Annotated in this window: 15 protein-coding genes; 7 read left to right on the forward strand and 8 right to left on the reverse strand. The window is 61.5% G+C overall.

The window, feature by feature from the left end; translation table 11 throughout:
* The first annotated feature begins 63 nt into the window (after positions 1-63).
* The 4 genes from murJ (at position 64) to trxA (ending at position 5,516) form a co-directional block, all read left to right on the forward strand.
* Positions 64-2,217 (forward strand): murein biosynthesis integral membrane protein MurJ, encoded by a 2,154-nt coding sequence (gene murJ, locus ABRP28_RS15345; RefSeq protein ID WP_350004125.1) that lies wholly within the window; start codon positions 64-66, stop codon positions 2,215-2,217.
* Between the two features lie 164 nt (positions 2,218-2,381).
* On the forward strand, positions 2,382-3,938 hold the full coding sequence (locus tag ABRP28_RS15350) for an ABC transporter substrate-binding protein (RefSeq protein WP_350004126.1): 1,557 nt from the start codon (positions 2,382-2,384) through the stop codon (positions 3,936-3,938).
* Positions 3,939-4,196: 258 nt separating this feature from the next.
* Positions 4,197-5,153, forward strand: coding sequence for a thioredoxin-disulfide reductase (trxB, locus tag ABRP28_RS15355; protein ID WP_350004127.1), 957 nt, complete (start codon positions 4,197-4,199; stop codon positions 5,151-5,153).
* Between the two features lie 36 nt (positions 5,154-5,189).
* On the forward strand, positions 5,190-5,516 hold the full coding sequence (trxA, locus tag ABRP28_RS15360; RefSeq protein WP_188810651.1) for a thioredoxin: 327 nt from the start codon (positions 5,190-5,192) through the stop codon (positions 5,514-5,516).
* A 4,172-nt stretch (positions 5,517-9,688) separates the two neighbouring features.
* Here the strand turns inward: trxA and ABRP28_RS15365 are convergent.
* From ABRP28_RS15365 to rpmH, 8 genes are all read right to left on the reverse strand, one after another.
* The gene (locus ABRP28_RS15365; protein WP_350004128.1) at positions 9,689-10,975 is read right to left on the reverse strand and encodes a ParB/RepB/Spo0J family partition protein; all 1,287 of its coding nucleotides are present in this window, start codon (positions 10,973-10,975) and stop codon (positions 9,689-9,691) included.
* Between the two features lie 63 nt (positions 10,976-11,038).
* Complete coding sequence (locus ABRP28_RS15370; protein WP_350004129.1) at positions 11,039-12,106, reverse strand: ParA family protein; 1,068 nt, start codon at positions 12,104-12,106, stop codon at positions 11,039-11,041.
* Between the two features lie 89 nt (positions 12,107-12,195).
* Complete coding sequence (rsmG, locus tag ABRP28_RS15375) at positions 12,196-12,846, reverse strand: 16S rRNA (guanine(527)-N(7))-methyltransferase RsmG (RefSeq protein WP_350004244.1); 651 nt, start codon at positions 12,844-12,846, stop codon at positions 12,196-12,198.
* Positions 12,847-12,867: 21 nt separating this feature from the next.
* Positions 12,868-13,434, reverse strand: coding sequence for a R3H domain-containing nucleic acid-binding protein (locus ABRP28_RS15380; protein ID WP_350004130.1), 567 nt, complete (start codon positions 13,432-13,434; stop codon positions 12,868-12,870).
* The gene (gene yidC / locus ABRP28_RS15385) at positions 13,434-14,414 is read right to left on the reverse strand and encodes a membrane protein insertase YidC (protein WP_350004131.1); all 981 of its coding nucleotides are present in this window, start codon (positions 14,412-14,414) and stop codon (positions 13,434-13,436) included. The genes ABRP28_RS15380 and yidC overlap by 1 nt, the downstream gene beginning before the upstream one ends.
* Positions 14,415-14,429: 15 nt before the next feature.
* Entirely contained in the window at positions 14,430-14,825 is a 396-nt protein-coding gene (gene yidD / locus ABRP28_RS15390) for a membrane protein insertion efficiency factor YidD (protein ID WP_350004132.1), read from the reverse strand.
* Positions 14,818-15,228, reverse strand: coding sequence for a ribonuclease P protein component (rnpA, locus tag ABRP28_RS15395; RefSeq protein ID WP_350004133.1), 411 nt, complete (start codon positions 15,226-15,228; stop codon positions 14,818-14,820). Before rnpA ends, yidD begins: the two co-directional genes overlap by 8 nt.
* 39 nt (positions 15,229-15,267) lie before the next feature.
* Positions 15,268-15,405: a 50S ribosomal protein L34 gene (gene rpmH, locus ABRP28_RS15400; protein WP_003800212.1), complete on the reverse strand. Its 138-nt coding sequence runs from the start codon at positions 15,403-15,405 to the stop codon at positions 15,268-15,270.
* 467 nt (positions 15,406-15,872) lie between these two features.
* Here rpmH and dnaA point away from each other — a divergent pair, with 467 nt between their 5' ends.
* The 3 genes from dnaA to gnd all read left to right on the forward strand — a co-directional run bounded on the left by dnaA (position 15,873) and on the right by gnd (position 19,954).
* The gene (gene dnaA, locus ABRP28_RS15405) at positions 15,873-17,297 is read left to right on the forward strand and encodes a chromosomal replication initiator protein DnaA (RefSeq protein ID WP_231454159.1); all 1,425 of its coding nucleotides are present in this window, start codon (positions 15,873-15,875) and stop codon (positions 17,295-17,297) included.
* Positions 17,298-17,822: 525 nt separating this feature from the next.
* Positions 17,823-18,947, forward strand: coding sequence for a DNA polymerase III subunit beta (dnaN, locus tag ABRP28_RS15410; RefSeq protein WP_350004134.1), 1,125 nt, complete (start codon positions 17,823-17,825; stop codon positions 18,945-18,947).
* A gap of 122 nt (positions 18,948-19,069) precedes the next feature.
* Positions 19,070-19,954 carry a phosphogluconate dehydrogenase (NAD(+)-dependent, decarboxylating) gene (gnd, locus tag ABRP28_RS15415; RefSeq protein WP_350004135.1) on the forward strand — a complete coding sequence of 295 codons (885 nt, stop codon included), beginning with the start codon at positions 19,070-19,072 and terminating at the stop codon, positions 19,952-19,954.
* Positions 19,955-19,963 lie beyond the last annotated feature (9 nt).

Below are 19,963 nucleotides of genomic sequence, written 5' to 3' on the forward strand. Positions count from 1 at the left end.
GTATCCGGGCGCAGGGTGCCGGCGTTGCGGCTTTAACCGCCTTCGGGTGAGACGATGAAGTCGATGTCAGCAACCAACTTTCCTTCCGATAAAGCCGGCCGGCCCGGCAATTCCGTCCCGGACGGCGTTCCCCCCGAACCGGCCGCCGCGGACAGCAGCCCTGGCGCTGTGGCTGCCAGTGAAACCCGGTCCAGCGCCGTCATGGCCGCCGGGACGCTCGTGTCCCGGTTCCTGGGCTTTGGCAAGACCTGGATGCTGGGTACGGCGCTCGGCCTGGGTTCCACCGTCAATGACACGTTCATCAACGCCAACAACCTGCCCAACCTGATCTTCCTGCTGGTAGCAGGCGGGGTATTCAACGCCGTCCTGGTGCCGCAGATCATCAAGGCAAGCAAGGCTCCGGACAGGGGAGCGGACTACATCAGCCGGCTGCTGACGCTGGCTGTGCTGCTCCTGCTGGGTCTGACGGCGCTGGTGACGCTGGCTGCCCCCTGGGTCATTGAACTGACCACCCAGGGCTACACGCCGCAGCAGAAAGCGCTGGCCGTGGCCTTCGCCTTCTGGTGCTTGCCGCAGATCTTCTTCTACGGCCTCTACGCCCTCCTGACCCAGGTCCTGAACGCCAACGGAGCCTTCGGGCCCGCCATGTGGGCGCCCATCCTTAACAACCTGGTGGCCATTGCCGGGCTGGGAATGTTCATCTGGATTTTCGGTGCCAACGAACTGAATCCGCACACCCTGGACAACTGGGGCGAGACCCAGACCCTGCTGGTAGCCGGGTTCTCCACCATCGGCGTCATCTCCCAGACAGCCATCCTGATGATCCCCGTGATGCGGCTCAAGCTGGGCATCCGGCCGCGCTTCGGCTGGCGCGGGGTGGGACTGGGCCAGGCAGCCAGGCTGAGCGTCTGGACCCTGCTGACCGCCGCCGTCGGCCAACTCGCCTTCCTGTACGTCATGCGTATCGCCACCATTCCCGGCGCTGAACGCATCAGGCTGCAGCAGGCGGGGGACCCCGCGGCTTACATGCTGCCCGGCAACGCCGTGCTGGAGGTGGCCAGCCAGCTCTACCTGTTGCCGCACTCCATCATTGCCCTGTCGCTGGCCACGGTGCTGTTCAACCGCATGACCCGGGCTTCCCAGGACGGCAACCGCGACGAGCTGCGCGATGCCCTCTCGCACGGCCTGCGGACCATGGCGGTGGCAACCGTGTTTGGTGCCCTGGCGCTCTTCGCCTTGGCGGGTCCCTTGGGAATGTTCTTCTCGGGCGGGCTCCGGCAGGACGGCGTGATGCTGGCCCAGACGCTCACCATCCTGGCGCTGAGCACGCCGTTCATGAGCGCGAACTTCATGATGTCGCGGGTGTTCTACGCGAACGAGGACGCGCGGACGCCCTTCTACGTCCAGCTGCTCCTGGCAATTGTCTATGTGGCAGGTGCCTTTGCCATCCAGTTCCTGCCCGTCACCCAGATCATTTACGCCATCGCGGTCCTCTACATGGTGGGCAACATCCTTTCGGTGGTCATCAGCGCCTGGTTCCTGCGGCGCCTCCTGGGGCATTTGGACGGGCCACGGATCGCCAACTCCTATATCCGCATGGGGTATGCAGCGCTGGGTTCAGCCATCGCCGGAGCCGGCGCCCTCTGGCTGCTGGGGAGCTACAGTCCTGACGGGTTTGCCTGGCGCGACAGGCTCACAGCCCTTATCACCCTCATCGTGGTGGGCCCGGTGATGCTGGTCGTCTATTTCTTCCTGCTCAAGCTGTTCCGTGTCTCCGAGCTGCGCGACCTGCTCCGGCCCCTCCTCGGCCGCCTGGGGCGCGGCGGACCGGCCGCGCCTCCCGCCGGAGGAGGGACCACGCCGTCGGACTCCCCATCCGGTTCGCCTTCTGATGCGCCGTCCGGCTCGCGGGGGCGTCCAGACCCGGAGCGCGCCACCACCTCTGTGGACACGGGCCTCATCCCAAGGATTTCCGGCGAGTTCGATGCTGTCTCCTTCAGGGCCGGACCGGCTCCGGAGCACGGGGAGCGGAAGGAGCCCCTCGACGGTGATGGCACGCCAAGGCCCGACGGCGGCTACCTCCCCGGGGAGGACCAGCCCAGCACCGCGCGGGGAGGATTGCTGCGGGAGCAGATCCCCCTGCCAGGGCGCCGCACCTTCCAGGGGAAGCCCGGCGAGAACCCACATTTCAAGTCAAGGCACCCCCGGAAAAAGTGATGTTCCAGCGGTTCCCGGCCGCCTTTGTCCAAGGTGCAAGGGACGCAATCGGCTAGGATCGAAAAGGTACAGGGTAGTTGCATCCAGGGGTCAGGCGCCCGCCTGCTCCTGGACGATGGTTGCATCATTCAAGCCGGCAATCCCGGACAGTCTAGGAGGAACACGTGTCCAACCCGATCGATGTCGGATCAGTACTGGGCGGCCGCTACAAGGTCACTGCCACGGTACTGGCCTCGCACGACCACGATCTGGTGCTGGACGGTGTGGATCAGGTCCTGAACCGTCCCGTCAGCATACTGGTGGCCGGCCCCGGCAACACCGAACAGGTTGCCCAGAGTGCCCGCGAAGTAGCCACCGGCGAACGCCCCGGCACCGTCCAGGTCCTGGACCTCGGCATGAGCGAGGCAGCCACCTACCTCATCACCAACCACACCTCGGCAGCGGATCTGCTGGACCTGGTGGTCGCCTCCAACCCTCCCTACGTAGAGCCGTTCTTCACGGACACCCTGGGAAGCGAAATCTTTGGGCAGCCACGCTCGAACGAGCCGGAACCCTACGACGATGAGGACCATGTAGAAGCCGGCTACATCAACTACTCGGACAACCACCCCAGCCAGGTCGATCCCTACCGCGCAGCACCGGCTGTACCGCCGAAACCGCCAGTCCGTCCTGCTGGCGCGCCGTCCACCGGCCGGACGTCCAACGGTGCGTCCCCGGTTGGCAGGGCAGCTGCAGCAGGGGGAGCTCTGGCGGCCGGTGCCGCCACAGGCTCCGGTTCCGATCGATCCGGACACCCGGAGGATCACCAGACTGCGCCCCGTCCCGCTGTAGGACCTGCGCAAGGATCTCCCGGCTCGCCTGGCGGGAAGCCGAAAGTGTCCCTGTGGTCCGACGACGATTATGCGAATGCTGAAGAGCATTCCCCGGCTGGCCCGTCCACCGACGACAATCCTGGACCTGCAAAGAAGAAGTCTTCCGTTTTTGCGCGTTCGGCTGCGCCGGCCGCTGCCGCTGGTGCGTCCTTCCCCGATCAGGGCCGCTATGACGACGACGACCGTGACGAGCCTGCCCGCGAGCCCCGGTCCATGCGTTGGTTGGTTGGCGGACTGCTGGCCGTAGTGCTTATTGCCGGGCTTGTGTTTGCCGTGACCAACCTGGGCAGCCTGTTTTCCACCCAGCCACAGGCAGGGCCCACGGCAGCCAGCACCAACAGCAGCGCGCCCGAAGACACGGCAGCTGCCACGCAGGCGCCCACAACCGCCCCTCCCGCTGTGCCGCCAGCCATCGAGAGCATCACCAGGCAGGGCAACTTCGATTTTGCTGCCACCTTTGATGGGGACCTCGTGAGGGCATACGACGGGAACGCCGCGAGCTTCTGGTCCGATATGGAGTTTGCCACCGAGAACTGGGGCGGACTGGCCCCACAGGGCGTCCCCCTCGTGGTGAAGCTCGAGCAGCCCGCCCAGGTATCCTCCATCACCCTTTCGCAGCTGGGCGGCTCCGGTGGCAACATCACCGTGTACACCAACGACCGTCCTTCACTCGATGGCGCCAAAGCAGTTGGCACCAACAGCTTCACCTCGACAGACCTCACCATGCCGTTGGCGGAGCCGGTAGAAGCCGAGTACGTCATTGTCTCCATCAACTCCCTGCCCCGGCTGGCTGCTCCCAAGACACGCTACGGATTCGGCATCAGGCTGGCGGAGATCAAGGTCCAGTAGCCAATTTCCTCCGGTCCAGGGTTCGGCCTTCACCCCCACCGGAAGTACCCGGGGGACTAAGGCCGCGGACCGGAGGAACACAAGGCGCGCTGCCGTGGGGGCGGTAACCTTGGAAGAGCGCCTACGGTGACGGCGGCCCGCTGTCTGCCGGTATGTCACCGTGTCCGGGCGCCGGAATAATCAGCAACAAGTAGCAGTTGTGCCATGTGGCCGGCCTCCACGAGGGGCGCGTCAACCAAGGAAGAGGTTCACCGTTCAGTGACCATCGCAGAAAACACCGCGTCCGACGTACGTGATGTCATTATTGTCGGCTCCGGCCCGGCGGGCTACACGGCTGCTGTCTACACGGCCCGTGCCAACCTGAAGCCGCTGCTGCTGGCCGGCTCCGTCACTGCCGGCGGTGAACTCATGAACACAACGGATGTTGAAAACTATCCGGGCTTCCCGGAAGGGATCATGGGCCCAGACCTGATGGAAAACTTCGAAAAGCAGGCTGTCCGCTTTGGCACAGAGATCCAGTTCGAGGATGTCACCAGCCTTGACCTTGAAGGCCCGGTAAAGACGGTCACCATTGCAACGGGCGAAAGCTTCAAGGCGAAGGCGGTTATCCTCTCAACAGGCTCGGCATACCGTGAGTTGGGCCTTCCGAACGAGAAGCGCCTGTCCGGGCATGGTGTTAGCTGGTGTGCAACCTGCGACGGTTTCTTTTTCAAGGATCAGGACATTGCCGTGATCGGCGGCGGTGACTCCGCGATGGAGGAGGCCCTGTTCCTCACCAAGTTCGCCAGGTCGGTAACCGTCGTTCACCGCAGGGACTCCCTGAAAGCTTCGAAGATCATGGCTGACCGCGCCCTTGCCCACGAGAAGATCAGCTTCGTCTGGAACAGCACAGTGGATGACGTCATCGGCGACGAAAAGGTGACCGGTTTAGAGGTGAAAAATCTTCTTGACGGAAGCATTTCAGATCTTGCAGTTACGGGCGTGTTCGTAGCGATCGGCAACGACCCCCGAACCGATTTAGTCAAGGATGTCTTGGACCTCACCCCGGAGGGCACCATCGCCGTGGAAGGCCGCAGCTCCAGGACCAGCATTCCCGGCGTCTTTGCTGCCGGCGACGTGGTGGATCCCACCTACCGCCAGGCGATCACTGCTTCAGGCTCCGGCTGTGTTGCGGCGATCGACGTTGAGCACTACCTCGCAGACTTGCCCGCGTAAGTACCGTCACGATATCCGAAGAGAGAGATCAGGTTAATGAGTAACGCCAAAGACGTAACAGACGCCAGCTTCAGCACGGACGTACTGTCCTCAGAAAAGCCGGTAATCGTTGATTTCTGGGCTGAGTGGTGCGGTCCCTGCCGCAAACTGGGCCCGATCCTCGATGAGATCTCTGTCGAGTACAGCGAAAAGGTGGACGTGGTCAAGGTAAACGTCGACGATAACCCGGCTATCGCTGCGGAATACGGCATCACCTCAATCCCCGCTGTTTACCTCTTCCAGGGTGGGGAAGTGAAGAGCACAGTCATCGGCGCCAAGCCCAAGCAGTTCTTCGAAAAGGAATTCGCAGACGTACTGTCCTAAGGATTTTATTTCGCCTGAATTGAACAGAATAGTGGCCACTGCACAGCGGTGGCCACTTTTTTGTCCCCACATTGCCTGCAACGTAGCCATGTCTTGCCCGCTGCAGGGCCTTCACTGAGTAACGGTGGTGCCTGTTTCACGTGAAACGTGACTCTGGGTTCGCCTGCTCGCGGCTCGAGCACAAATGCTACGCGCTTCTCGGCTCAATTCTGATGCCCAAGCGTAGTGTGCCCTCACAACTAGCGGAGGGATTCCATGCCCTCGGTGCACGTCCTGAAAATCCACAAAAACATTCAACAGATGCCATCTGGGGAACCAGTCGCTTTACACGATGATCTATAGCGCTAAGAGTCCCGAAGACACCGGGCCCCGTATACGCTCACTTCAGAATCGACGGCAAGCAAGAGCGCTTGCTTGGACGGAATAGGCTCCCGTAGGCGGAACCGGCTGCCCATCGTCCTCCGGAGGAACTCTAGCGAGGTAAACGAAGTAGACCCGGGCAGCTTCTGCGGTGGTATGGAGAACGCGGTCGCCACTGCCGGACCGTGCCGCGTTTCACGTGAAACATCGTGTCCGCTGAGCAACTGACACGCAGAGCTCGGACCCAATCACATGTTGTCTTCTTTTCAGAGCCCACAGGAACAAGCTAGAACAATTGCCTTGGTCTGTTACCGTCTGCGCGCACGTTGGTACGGATAGCAAGCAACCAGCGCTAACCTACCCGCCCTGCCCCTGGGAAAGTGCGTGGCGAGAGCCTGATGCCCATATGTCACTGGCAGAATTGGCGGGCTGCGCACCTTTTGGGTTCGGCTGCATGCCCAGTGCACCCTGCCGCATGCGTCAGAAGCACAGGGGAGCTGTTCACCAGACTTGGAGGGCAGCCGCGACCCAACGTGCCACGGTTTCAGTCAACCACGTCACTTGCAGACGCACGTTCCCCCTGCGGTCAGTTGCCCCTCGGCTGCAGAACTGAGTCTTTTGTCCACGCTAGCGGTCACCGGGCGATCTCCCCACGTTTTCCCGTAAATGCACGTCGCTCCATACGGGTATCAGAGAGCCATGGACTTCAAGCGAGCTCAGGCCCAGGGGACAGCTGCTGTGGACCTGCAGTAGTGCGAATACATTGTGTGTCACGGCAGCAGTCGCTCGCTGATGCGGACTCCATCAGTGCAACGCCAGGACAGAAGTGCGCTTTCCGACCCTTGGGAGTCAGGCCCGGCGTTCACGCAGCAGTACTGACCTGCGCGCGGCCAGACGGGGGCGGCCATGTTTCACGTGAAACAGAATGCGCGGCCGGCGGTCCGTGCTCCTCAAACCGCGATGCTCCCCTTAAAGACACGGCGCCGCACCCGGCAGTACGATTCTACTGATCGGACGTGAGCTCGAGAATCGCCGATGGTAGCCCAATATCGCTAGCGATATAGGGGCCAGCTCTGCATAGCGTGATCCTCTCGCCTGCGCCAGGGACGCGTAGAAGGGGCTTGTGTGCAATGTGTTCTCATCGCGCACGACCTGGCGTGCTGCTCAAAAGGACCGCCCCTTTCTCTGGCCGATCCCAGCAAAGGCGCACGCGGAGTTGCTGACCCCAACCGCGTGTACGACATCAGCAGGAGTACGAAAGGAAAGAATCCAGGCGTTTCCGGGGAAACGTGCAGTTTCAGCTCACCGGCCCAACTGCTGAGCGCAGCGTTGAGGTAGGCGTTGACTTGGAAGCCACACCCGCGTCAAAAGAAGCGAAGGGCCTGAGGCGCCTACGCCGATGATGACCAACGCTAACCTTCCTACAGCGCCAGAGAGCCAACAGGTGTTCTGGACCATGACCGATATCCACAGCGTTTTCCACAGAGCTACCGGCGGGTATTCACAGCAATATCCACAGGGCTAAAGGCCTTTGGCATCGCCACCTATCTGACGAAGATCGAAAGATATGTGGCTACCAAGCACAGACTGCAACTAGTGTCGTAGCTCACGACTCAAGGCTCTCGAGCTGTGCGGCTCTTACGGGGCGGGAAAGTCGCTTGAAATACACGTATCCGGGCTGTTTATGCCGCCTTGGATGCGCCGAGCACAGCAGCCGGCTGAGTGTTTCACGTGAAACACCGAGGGCCCCACTATCGGTCACCTGCGTGGGGCCCAAGACCCTGCCGCCAGCCCGGCAACGCCGTGCAACAACAGGGCCGTAAAACGCGCTTCCTTCCGACACCTCCTTATCCACAAAGTTATCCACAGCGATTTCCACGGCCTGCAATACCAGCCTAGAATGACCCGAGAAGGAAAGAGACAGGGGGAGAGAGCGCCGTCTTACCCCTGCATCAGCGAGGTCAGGAGCCGGTGAACCACTATCGATCAAGTCCAGGCTTATGATCTGCCAGGCTGGCACACGATAGTGAACCCTTGCAGCGCCTGTCGCAGCCCTGAACGCGGACAAGGGCCGCGCTCCGGAACGAAGTCATTGTCGGAGTCAGAGAGGCCGTGCAGGAGCCAACGAGGACTAAAGTAGCTCCGAGCAGGGGAGCGGACTCTGGACGCGAGTCACTGGCTAACGAAACCGAGCTTCGAGCGGCACGTGTACGATGTGCAGCGCGCGTCCCCGGTCCAAACCCGAGGGAAGCCAGACCGATCGCGGCACTGGCAACATTGGATATGCAGTAATAGGCGCCAGACGACCCGTCGATGTATGAGGTCCAGGGAAATAGCGGGATTCGTAGGCTCCAAGCTCAGAATAAGTACCAGCCGATCGGGGGGCCTGCGCCGCTGTTCGATAACGGTGCTATCCATGCTGAAGCAGTTACCCTGCGCCTCTCCTTCCGCTCGGACTCCGCCCACGCCCACCGCACTCCGAGGTCGTGAGTTCGCTGACCCAAACCATGGAAGGGGCTTCCACGCTAACTCCGGCATGGACCCTGACTTAGACTCTCGTTCTAACCAGTTAGGACCCCGTTCGGGTCTACCGACGTGCCCCTGTTTCACGTGAAACGGGGCGTACACCAGAAGTTGACCGCGGGACCTCTCGGACAAGTGACCGACATAGTGCCGTCCTCCGCCCAGGGAAGAGCCGGGGCACAATGTCCCTAACCGGAGACGAGCAACTTCGGGCACCGGTTGTCGGCCGTGGACGCAATGCGTTTGGACAGACTGGGACCGAGGAGGAAATTGCCATGGGAACACACGTGCCATCGCCAGGACTTAACCTGAGGACACCGCCGGCACCAAGACTGGACAAGGCAACCTTAGAGACGGCACTCCACCTGCCGCAGCCATAGTTTGCTCGGCCCACCTGCGGCAAGGGGGACTATAGCTCTCTTGCTTCGCTTCTTTGCTAGCGACGAAAAGGACCCAGCAACGGGGGGCAAAACTGGGTCTGCGCAAGAGGAGCCAGCGGAACTAGGATGTGGAAGGCACGGACGTGTCCATACCACCGCATGTTCCACGTGAAACATCGACGCATTCCGCTGCAGCTGGGGGACAAGTGTTCATCGGACGGTTCAAAGATCCATACACAGCCGTGCCTTACAACAGCACCATTGATTTATCGTGGTCTCATTGCCCACTGCGTGACTCCATCTCCATGTGGGAGGACGATGCGTGCTGCCACGAGTGACCACCTTCGCCGCTATAACGGTTACCCCAATGGCCGGCTAGCCCATAAAAAATAGGCCTCGTTTCCCCCCAGCCAGCCCTGCCCTCTACCTCGCGGCCCGTACCTACCCCCTAAGTGCCAGTCTGCCGAAGGAACAGTAGGGAAACTCCGAACCGTGCCGACCGGCGAGGAGTTTCACGTGAAACTCACTACGCCTAAGGGAGCACGCACAATCGTGTCTGGAGCCGTTACGTAGGCGTCTTAGGCCTGCAGAAAGACTTACAGCTGCTAGGTGCGGTTTCAGTTTCGGGCCTGAGATGGGCTAGTACGTACTCAGGCCTAAGCGCTTCCGCCCAGATACTGCGCAATAGATGCAGGTAACGGAGGTGACGGGCTTCGCAAACAGCGATGCGCCACGCGGTTGCGCTCAGCGTGACCACGTGAGCCCCCAATTGTGCCAGCCCTACAACGGTTGCAGGTCCTCCCAATATAGAACCCGGTAGCTACTGCGCATGGTCCCTAATAGCGACGCCCCCAAGAAACAAGTAGGGCCCGATTCGATGTGAACCGAGCCCTACTCAGTGAAAATTAGTTAATTACTCTGGCCGGGAGCCAGGACCTCCATAATGCGGTTAAGGTCTTCTACGCTCGCGAATTCAATGCTGACTTTTCCCTTACGGACGCCAAGGGAGATCTTGACGTTGGTATCAAGCCGGTCGGAAAGCGAGGATGCCAAATAGTCGAGCCGCTCATGGCGGGCTCCAGGACGGGGAATGTTGCTCTTCGTGGGTTTCGCCGGATCCTGGTACAGCGTCACAGCTTCTTCCGTTGCGCGGACCGACATTCCCTCCGCAACGATCTTCTGAGCCAGGCGCTCCATTGCGGCAGCGTCAGGAAGGGCCAGGAGGGCGCGAGCGTGGCCTGCAGACAGAACACCGGCCGCTACGCGCCGCTGTACCAGCGGGGGCAGCTTGAGGAGCCGCAGGGTGTTCGACACCTGCGGACGCGAACGGCCGATGCGGTCGGCCAGCTGTTCGTGCGTGGTCCCAAAATCTTCCAGGAGCTGCTGGTAGGCCGCAGCTTCTTCCAGGGGGTTGAGCTGGCTGCGGTGCAGGTTTTCCAGCAGTGCATCCCGAAGCAGGTCGTCGTCGGTGGTGTCCCGGACGATTGCAGGGATGGTTTCGAGGCCAGCGGCCTGAACTGCCCTCCATCTGCGCTCACCCATAACGAGCTCAAATGGTTCGCTACCTTCTTCGGTTGACTTCCGCACGACAATTGGCTGGAGGACGCCAATTTCGCGTACCGAGTGAACGAGTTCAGCCATGTCGTCTTCATCAAAGACAGACCGCGGCTGTTTGCGGTTGGGATGGATGTCAGAGACTGGAATCTCTGCAAAGCGGACACCCGGCACTTCCACCAGATCAACACCGTTGTCGTTCCATGCGGGGGTTTCACTGCGTCCATCGGTGGTACCTGCCGAAGCAGCCTCCTCCGGCGTGCCCGCCTGCTCCTGCCCTGCTTTGTCAGCATCGTCGACGCTGTCTGCCGGTGTAGCCGGCGCTTCCGTCTCGGCCTTAGCGGCAGCATTCGCCTTCGGTGCCGTCGTACCGGCTTGCGGCCCCTTGGTTGCAGCAGACTTGGCTGAAGGTTTGGCTGAGGAGGATTTGGAGGACGCAGCCGCGGCACGCTTCTCTTCCGCCGGCTTCGACGGCAGGGTATCGGCTGCCTCATCCAGAGGCTCGGTCTTCTTGCGTCCCTCAGGGAAAAAGAGATCTACCGGACGCGAGACGGTTGCAGCATTGCCCGACCCGTTGGCGGCGGCGGAACTTGGAATCAGCGCACCCAGACCGCGGCCCAGGCCGCGTCGTTTCTCGCTCATTGGTAATCCCTCCAGTGGTAGAGCCGGGCATCGCCAGGCTCCGGTCGTTGCAGTTTGAAGATTTTAGCGCTCTGCTATTTCAGCAGCGGCTTCCAGATAAGACAGGGCTCCACTGGAGGAAGGGTCGTACGTCATCACCGTCTGCTGGTAGCTTGGCGCCTCAGATATGCGGACCGAGCGCGGAACGACAGCAGACAGGACCTGGTCCGGGAAGTGCTGGCGTACCTCGGCCGCAACTTGGGCTGCAAGATTGGTGCGGCCGTCGTACATGGTCAAAAGGATCGTCGAAACAACCAGGTCAGCGTTCAAGTGCTTCTGGATCATCTCAATGTTCTTGAGCAGCTGGCTTAGTCCTTCCAGTGCGTAGTACTCGCACTGGATGGGGATGAGTACCTCGTTGGCTGCGCAGAAAGCGTTAACGGTCAGCAGGCCAAGGCTCGGCGGGCAGTCAATGAAGATGTAGTCGAGCCGCTGCTCGCCGTTCTTCTCGCGTGTTTTGGCATAAACGTCAATCGCCCGCCGGAGCCGCTGCTCGCGGGCCACCAGGGAGACCAGCTCAATTTCCGCGCCTGCCAGGTGGATGGTTGCGGGTGCGCAGATCAGGTTCCCGATGTCCGGGCATGGTGCCACCACATCCGCGAGAGGGACATCGTTGATCAGGACATCGTAAATGCTGTCCACGTCCGCGTGGTGTTCGATCCCCAGGGCGGTGGATGCATTGCCCTGGGGGTCAATGTCGATGACCAGGACGTTAAGGCCGGCGGCCGCAAGGGCCGCGGCAATGTTGACAGTGGTGGTGGTCTTTCCCACCCCACCCTTCTGGTTGGAGACCGTGAAGACACGGGTGTTCTCCGGCCGCGGCAGCTGGCGGCCTACCAACCGCTCACGACGTTTCGTTTCGTGCGCAAGCTCCCGGGCTATGGGGCTTGAATCATCAATCGCATCGATTACATTTGATCGTCCGCCAGCGGTTGTTTCACGTGAAACGGCTGCTGACTTGGAAGCGTTCGAAACCTTCTGCGGGTGAATTCCACCCCTGCCCGGCGCCGCGAGAGGACCAGCGACAGAACGTGCTGACCCCAAAGACACAAACGGGGGTATCCGTTGTGTGGAGGGTTCGCTACTTGTCACTGGGGCACACTCACTCTCGTTCAGCCAAATTTGCTGCCGATGTCTAGCCTAACTGCTGGACCCGGCAGAGTTGGGCCACCGGGCCCGAACTAGGCCTTCTTTTGGGACTTGTTTACAACGATACGGACCACGGTGGTGGGTTCCTCCAGGAGGCTCTCACCAACAGTGAGAACTGATGTCTCGACGCCGCCAAGCTTACGGATGGTCTTGGCGGCTTTCTCGATCTCCTCTGCGGCACTGCGGCCCTTGATGGCCACCACTTCACCCTTGCCGGCAAGCAGGGGAATCGTCAGGCCGGCGAGGTTGCTAAGGGCGGATACGGCCCTTGCCGTCACCACATCCGCCTCCACGTGGCCCACAGCCAGCTCAGCCCGGGTCCGCATAACCGTCACATTGTCCAGCCCGAGGTCGTCAACCACTTCCTGGAGCCAAATCACCCTGCGTTCCAGTGGTTCGATGAGGGTCAGCTCCAGGTCGGGTCGCGCAATCGCGAGACACAGCCCGGGCAGACCGGCACCGCTGCCGACGTCGGCAACATGGCTCCCCTCAGGGATCTCACTTTCAATGACGGCGCAGTTAAGGACATGCCGGCTCCACAAGCGGGGGATCTCACGCGGACCGATCAGGCCCCGCTCCGTGCCGGAGGTGGCCAGGTGTTCCACATAGCGCTTAGCCAGGTCCAAACGGTCGCCGAAGATCTTCTCAGCAGCGGCAAGTTCAGCCTGCGTGATGTCAACCATGATTAGCGGATCAGCCATTCTCTACTCGGCGGATACTACGATGTGGCGTCCAGCGCCTTCGCCCTCGGACTCGCTGACCAGTCCCAGGTCGGCGACAGCATCATGAACGATTTTCCGCTCGTAGGCGCTCATCGGTTCCAGTGCCACCGGCTGGCCGCTTTCCTTCACTGAAGCTGCGGCGTCCTCGGCAATCTTCTGCAGGTGGCCGGTACGCTCCTGGCGGTAGCCGTTGATATCAAGCACCAGCCGGGAGCGGCTCTCCGTTGCAGACAGCACTGACAGGCGCGTGAGTTCCTGAAGGGCTTCGAGGACTTCGCCGTCCTCACCCACCAGGCTGTCCAGGGCATCGGACTCTTCTTCGGTCACGATGGAAATGTACGTGCGTCCGTTACGGACCTCAATGTCAATGTCGCCATCGATGTCGGCGATGTCCAGGAGCTCCTCGAGGTAGTCCGCTGCAACGTCCCCCTCTTCCTCCAGGCGGCTGGCTGATGAGGCCCGGGGCAGGGAAGCCTCCCCGTTCTCGGACGCGTCCTGATCGTCGATGATCTCCTCGGACAGGGCGTGTTCGGTACTCTCGGCAGACATTACTTCTTCTTCCTGTTCTTGCGTTGTGGCTGGATGCGCTGGCCCTTTGCCTGGGCCACGGCCGCGGCGGCATCAGCGTCCTCGGCGGCCTCGTCCTTCTTGCCGCCCAGGATGGGGAGCGCCGGAAGGCCCTTGGCAGCCCGGCGTTCGGCGAGGGCCTTTGCAGCGGGGGATCCCGGCGTCGGCATGCGGCGGATCACAAAGAACTGCTGGCCCATGGTCCACAGGTTGGTGGTGGTCCAGTAGATGAGGACGCCGATGGGGAAGTTGATACCGCCCACGCCGAAGACAATCGGCAGGATGTAGAGCATCATCTTCTGCTGGCGCATGAACGGGCTGGCCATGGCTTCTTCGGACATGTTCTTGGCCATGATCTGCTTCTGCGTGATGAACTGCGAAGCCGTCATGGCGAGGATCATGAGGATGGAGAGGATCCAAACGGCGACGACGTTGCCGCCGGGGGGCGTGCCGTGAAGCAAGGTCGCGGAAAGCGGAGCACCGAAGATTGTGGACTGATCGAACTGCACCACCTGCTCGTGACTCATCGCGCCGATGCCCTCGCCCTCGCGGCTCGCCGTCGAGATGCCCGACAACACGGTGAACAGTGCGAAGAAGAACGGCATCTGGATCAGCATGGGAAGGCAGGCCGAGAACGGGTTGGTCCCGTGCTTCTTGTACATGGCCATCTGTTCCTGCGCCATTGCCTGGCGGGACAGCTGGTCCGTCTTGCCCTTGTACTTGTCCTGAAGCTTCTTCAGGTCCGGCTGCAGCAGCTGCATGCCGCGCTGGGCCTTGATCTGCTTGACGAACACGGGAATCAGGGCGGCACGGATCACCAGCACCAGGCCGATGATGGACAGCGTCCACGTCCAGCCGGAGGCTTCCGGCAGGCCAATGGCAGTCAGTCCCTCATGGAATCCCACCATGATGATGGACACAAGCCATTTGAACGGAAACATGATTGTTTCAAAGAAGTCCATACTTATCCCTATTCGTCAGGCCGCACTGCGGCCTTCTCCATCAGTCCGAGCAGCCAGGTACTTGTCCGGGTTGTTCAGCACAACAATTGTGGGGGTCTGGTGTTCCGGCCATTCCCGGTGGCCGGCGGGGACGTGGTCCACACCGCCGGCATTCCAAGGGTGGCAGCGGCTGAGGCGCCGGACAGCGAGCCAGCTTCCCTTGACGGCGCCATGGACGGTGACAGCTTCCAGCGCATAGGCCGAGCAGGAGGGGAAAAACCGGCACACCTGGCCGTACAAGGGTGAAATCACCTTGCGGTAGGCCGTGAGAAAAAGAATGAGAAGGTTCCGGGGCAGGTTCCAGAGGAACAGCCCCACGGCTGCGGCACCACGTTGGAGAGAAGTAACGACGACGGCGGTGGCGTTACGCACGCGGTGTCCCCTCCTGTGTTGTACCGGCCGAATCCTTGGCAGCAGCCCTTGCCGGGCGGCTGGCCAACCGGACCATCGTCGATTCCAATGCGGCATTGTAATCCGACAGCAGCTGGTCCCAGCTGGCAGTTGCGGACGCCGGAAGCGCCCGGACCACTATGGCAAACCCGGTACCGTACTCGCGCAGCGAGGCAGCACCTGCTTCTCTCAGTCTCCTCTTAACGAGGTTCCTGACCACAGCGTTCCCTACACTCTTGGAAACGATGAACCCGATCCGGCTGGGTTCGTCAGCAGCAATGGCTGCCGTATATAACACTACGTTCCGGCGTCCATTGCGGACACCGGAACGTACAGTTGTTGAAAAATCGGTTGCAGTCCTCAAACGGTTACGGGTGGCCAGCACCTTAAACTCGCAAAGAAATGTCTACCGACGAGTCAGTATTTAGGCCGACAGCTCGGTGCGACCCTTGCCACGACGGGCTGCCAGGATGGCACGGCCGGCACGGGTACGCATACGAAGGCGGAAGCCGTGCTTCTTGGCTCGACGGCGGTTATTCGGCTGAAAAGTCCGCTTGCTCACGTTAGTTACTCCAGTGGATCAAAGGTGCGCCCACCCGATCAATATGGGGAAGAACTGGCCGACGCTAAGTTTTGTATATGTACGCTTCCCCCGGCTGCTCAAGCGCACTGCGCCTAAGAGATTCAGATGGGGCCAAAAAGCGGACACAAAGGACTTCACAACGTTAGGGCAATCCAAGGGCCGGAGTCAAACCGGGAGCGCCCTGGGCGGCTATCCCCAGCTGTGCCTAACCTGCCCCCGCAGCCTGTGGATGAAGTGGCTCACAGACCCGTTTTCCGAACCACACCGGTGTAATTATCCACAAGCTACTTGCCAGCTATCTTCTAGGCTTTTCATCCCCTAGAGTGGCCCAGTAGCCGATTATCCACGGACTGTGCATAACCCTGTGGATGAAGCTGAATCCATCCTGGTTCATGACTCGCGGCTGCAGGCAATGCAGGCAAAGCAAGTTTTGAGGGAACCGATTGATGACAGTAGACGAAGCCAACCACGCCAATACTGTCGGAAGTTCCTGGCGGCGCGTCATCAGCCTGCTGGAGCAGGACCACCGCGTTTCACCACGGCAGCGGGGCTTTGTCATCCTTGCCCAGGCCCAAGGCCTGATCGGTTCCACGCTCCTGGTGGCCGTCCCGAACGAACTCACCCGCGAAGTTCTCCAGACCCAGGTCAAGGACGCCCTGGACGATGCGTTGCACAACGTGTTCTCCGAGGACATCCGCTGCGCCATCGACGTCGATACCGACCTCGTTCCTATCCACACGGAGCCTGAACCCGTCGTCGTCGAGCCGTCCTTCTCCCCGGACCAGCTCATTGAGCAGAAGCCGCAGCCCATGCTGCCCAGCACGTCGCACGAGTTCGGCCGGCTGAACCCGAAGTATGTGTTCGATACCTTCGTCATTGGTTCGTCCAACCGCTTTGCCCACGCCGCCGCCGTCGCAGTGGCTGAAGCGCCCGCGAAGGCGTACAACCCGCTCTTCATCTACGGCGATTCGGGACTGGGGAAGACACACCTCCTGCACGCAATCGGCCACTATGCCCGCCGGCTCTACAGCGGCATCCGCGTCCGCTACGTGAACTCGGAAGAGTTCACCAACGACTTCATCAACTCCATCCGTGACGATGAAGGCGCCAGCTTCAAGACCACCTACCGCAACGTCGACGTACTGCTCATCGACGACATCCAGTTCCTCGCGGGCAAGGACCGGACGCTCGAGGAGTTCTTTCACACGTTCAACTCGCTGCACAACAACAACAAGCAGGTGGTGATCACCTCGGACCAGCCGCCCAAGCTGCTGGCAGGGTTCGAGGACCGCATGAAGTCACGGTTCGAGTGGGGCCTGCTCACCGATATCCAGCCGCCTGAACTCGAAACCCGAATCGCCATTCTCCGCAAGAAGGCACTGAGCGAAGGCCTGTCCGCACCGGACGACGCCCTCGAGTACATCGCCTCCAAGATTTCCAGCAACATCCGGGAGCTCGAGGGCGCGCTGATCCGCGTCACCGCGTTCGCCAGCCTCAACCGCCAGCCCGTCGATGTGGCCCTTGCCGAGATGGTCCTCAAGGACCTCATCACCGACGACGGCGCCCAGGAGATCACGTCCAGCCAGATCCTGCAGCAGACCGCCGAGTACTTCAAGCTGAGCATGGAAGAGCTGTGCAGCAAATCGCGCACCAGGACGCTGGTGACTGCACGCCAGATCGCCATGTACCTCTGCCGTGAGCTCACGGACATGTCGCTGCCGAAGATTGGCCAGGAACTTGGCGGCCGCGACCACACCACGGTGATCCATGCCGACAGGAAGATCCGCGAGCTGATGGCCGAGCGCCGTGTGATCTACAACCAGGTGACCGAGCTGACCAACCGGATCAAGCAGCAGCAGCGCGACTCGTAGCCCCCGCATCTATACCTTATTAACAGGTGCATGTGGATAAGCCTGTGGATACTTAAGGGGACAACCGCGGTTAATGGGCTTAAAACCCTTAAGGCGCCTGTGGATTCGAAAAATCGCGAAAAATGTTGTCCCCATCCACACCCTGTTTAAAACCTCCGCCACCCACAGTCCATGAACAGGGCTTAACCGCCGGATCTTGCGGTGAGCGGGAGTTATCCACAGTTTCCACAGCAGTTATTAACACTACTAATCCCAAGAAATTGAAATCCCTCAAACAACAAAACCCGTCCACCCTCCCGAACCTCTCCAGGCCAAGCGGCCCAAAGGGGGCCTGGCCGACTTGGGGGATGGGTTAATCCCGGATCTTCCGGCTAAGCTGTCAGCAGCGCTCCCATCCCCGGGTTTTTGTGTGGTTCCCACAGCACGGACCATGCACCAGCACGGGCGGGGCAACAACTCCTCGGAACTCCCGGCGGGACGTTTCAGGAACATCAACGCAGCAGCAATGAAAGGCGGCACCCTTCCGTGAAGTTCAGAGTCGATCGGGACGTCCTGGCAGAAGCCGTCACCTGGACAGCCCGCTCGTTGTCTCCGCGGCCGCCCGTACCGGTCCTGTCCGGATTGCTGTTGAAGGCCGAAGCCGGCACCGTGAGCCTCTCGAGCTTTGACTACGAGACCTCTGCCCGGCTGGAAATCGCAGCGGACATCAGGGACGAGGGCACCATCCTGGTTTCCGGCCGGCTCCTGGCCGACATCTGCCGCAGCCTGCCCTCTGCTCCAGTCGACGTTGAAACCGACGGCAACAAGGTGACCCTGACCTGCCGACGCAGCAGCTTCCACCTGGCCACCATGCCGGAGGCCGAGTACCCGCCGCTTCCCGCACTTCCGCCCATCAGCGGCACCGTTCCCGGCGATGCTTTCGCCCAGGCGGTATCGCAGGTGATCATCGCCGCGAGCAAGGACGACACCCTGCCCATCCTCACCGGGGTGCGGATGGAAATCGAGGACGACCTCATTACGCTCCTCGCCACCGACCGCTACCGGCTGGCCATGCGCGAAGTTCCGTGGAAGCCGGTCACTCCCGGCATCTCGACCAGTGCACTGGTCAAGGCCAAAACGTTGAACGAAGTGGCCAAAACCCTCGGCAACAGTGGCGACATCCACCTCGCCCTGGCCGATGACGAAAGCCGGCTGATCGGATTCGAAAGCGGCGGACGCACCACCACCTCGCTGCTGGTTGATGGCGACTACCCCAAGATCCGCTCACTCTTCCCGGACTCCACCCCTATTCACGCCACCGTGCAGACCCAGGAACTCGTGGAAGCAGTCCGGCGCGTCTCCCTCGTGGCAGAACGCAACACCCCGGTCCGCCTGGCCTTCACCCAGGGCCAGCTGAACCTGGATGCCGGCACGGGAGAGGACGCCCAGGCCTCCGAAGAGCTGGAAGCCCAGCTTTCCGGTGAGGACATCACGGTGGCTTTCAACCCCCATTACCTGGTGGAGGGACTGAGCGTGATCGAAACCAAGTTCGTCCGGTTCTCCTTCACCACCGCTCCCAAGCCCGCCATGATCACGGCCCAGGCTGACGCCGACGGCGAGGACCAGGATGACTACCGTTACCTGGTGATGCCCGTCCGCCTGCCCAACTAATCCCCACCGCCACCCTCGCTTCGCAAGTCCCCATCGGCCAGGGAACCCTGGCGGCGGGGGCCCCACACAGTTGGGCTGCCCACGAATTGTTCCCACCCCCTAGCGCAGAAAAGAGTGCCACCATGCACATTGGACTGATTGGCCTTGGCAAAATGGGATTCAACATGCGCGAACGGCTGCGCAAGGGCGGGGTTGAGGTCACCGGATACGACCGCAACCCGGAGGTGACCGACGCCGGCTCCATCGATGAGCTCCTGGCGGCAGTTCCCACTCCGCGGCTCATCTGGGTGATGGTTCCCGCCGGCGACATCACCGATGCCGTCATCAAGGAGTTGGGCGAGAAGCTCAGCGAGGGCGACCTTGTGATTGACGGCGGCAACTCCCGCTTCACCGAAGACCAGAAGCACGGTGAACTCCTGGCCGCCAAGGGGATCCATTTCGCGGACTGCGGAGTTTCCGGCGGAGTCTGGGGACTGCAAAACGGCTACGGTCTCATGGCTGGCGGAGACGCCGCGGACATTGAGCGGGCACTTCCTGTCTTCGACGCCCTGCGCCCCGAGGGGGACCGCGCGGACAGCTTTGTCCACGTGGGCGGAATCGGCGCGGGCCACTACGCCAAGATGGTCCACAACGGGATCGAATACGGCCTGATGCAGGCATATGCCGAGGGCTACCAGCTGCTGGCGTCCAAGGACATCATCAGTGACCTGCCCGGAACGTTCCGTGCCTGGCAAAAGGGCACCGTGGTCCGGTCCTGGCTGCTGGACCTCCTGGTCAAGGCCCTCGATGAGGATCCGGGCCTGCAGAACATCGACGACTACGTCGAGGATTCCGGTGAGGGCAGGTGGACAGTGGAAGAAGCCATTGCCAACGCCATTCCGGCTCCGGCCATCACTGCGGCGCTGTTCGCCCGGTTCGAGTCCCGCGAGGACAGTTCTCCGGCCATGAAGATGGTGTCCGCGCTGCGCCACCAGTTCGGCGGCCACGCCACCCGTCCCGCCAAGTAATGCCCAGCA

It is taken from the genome of Pseudarthrobacter sp. WHRI 8279, assembly GCF_040224115.2.
GTDB lineage: Bacteria > Actinomycetota > Actinomycetes > Actinomycetales > Micrococcaceae > Arthrobacter.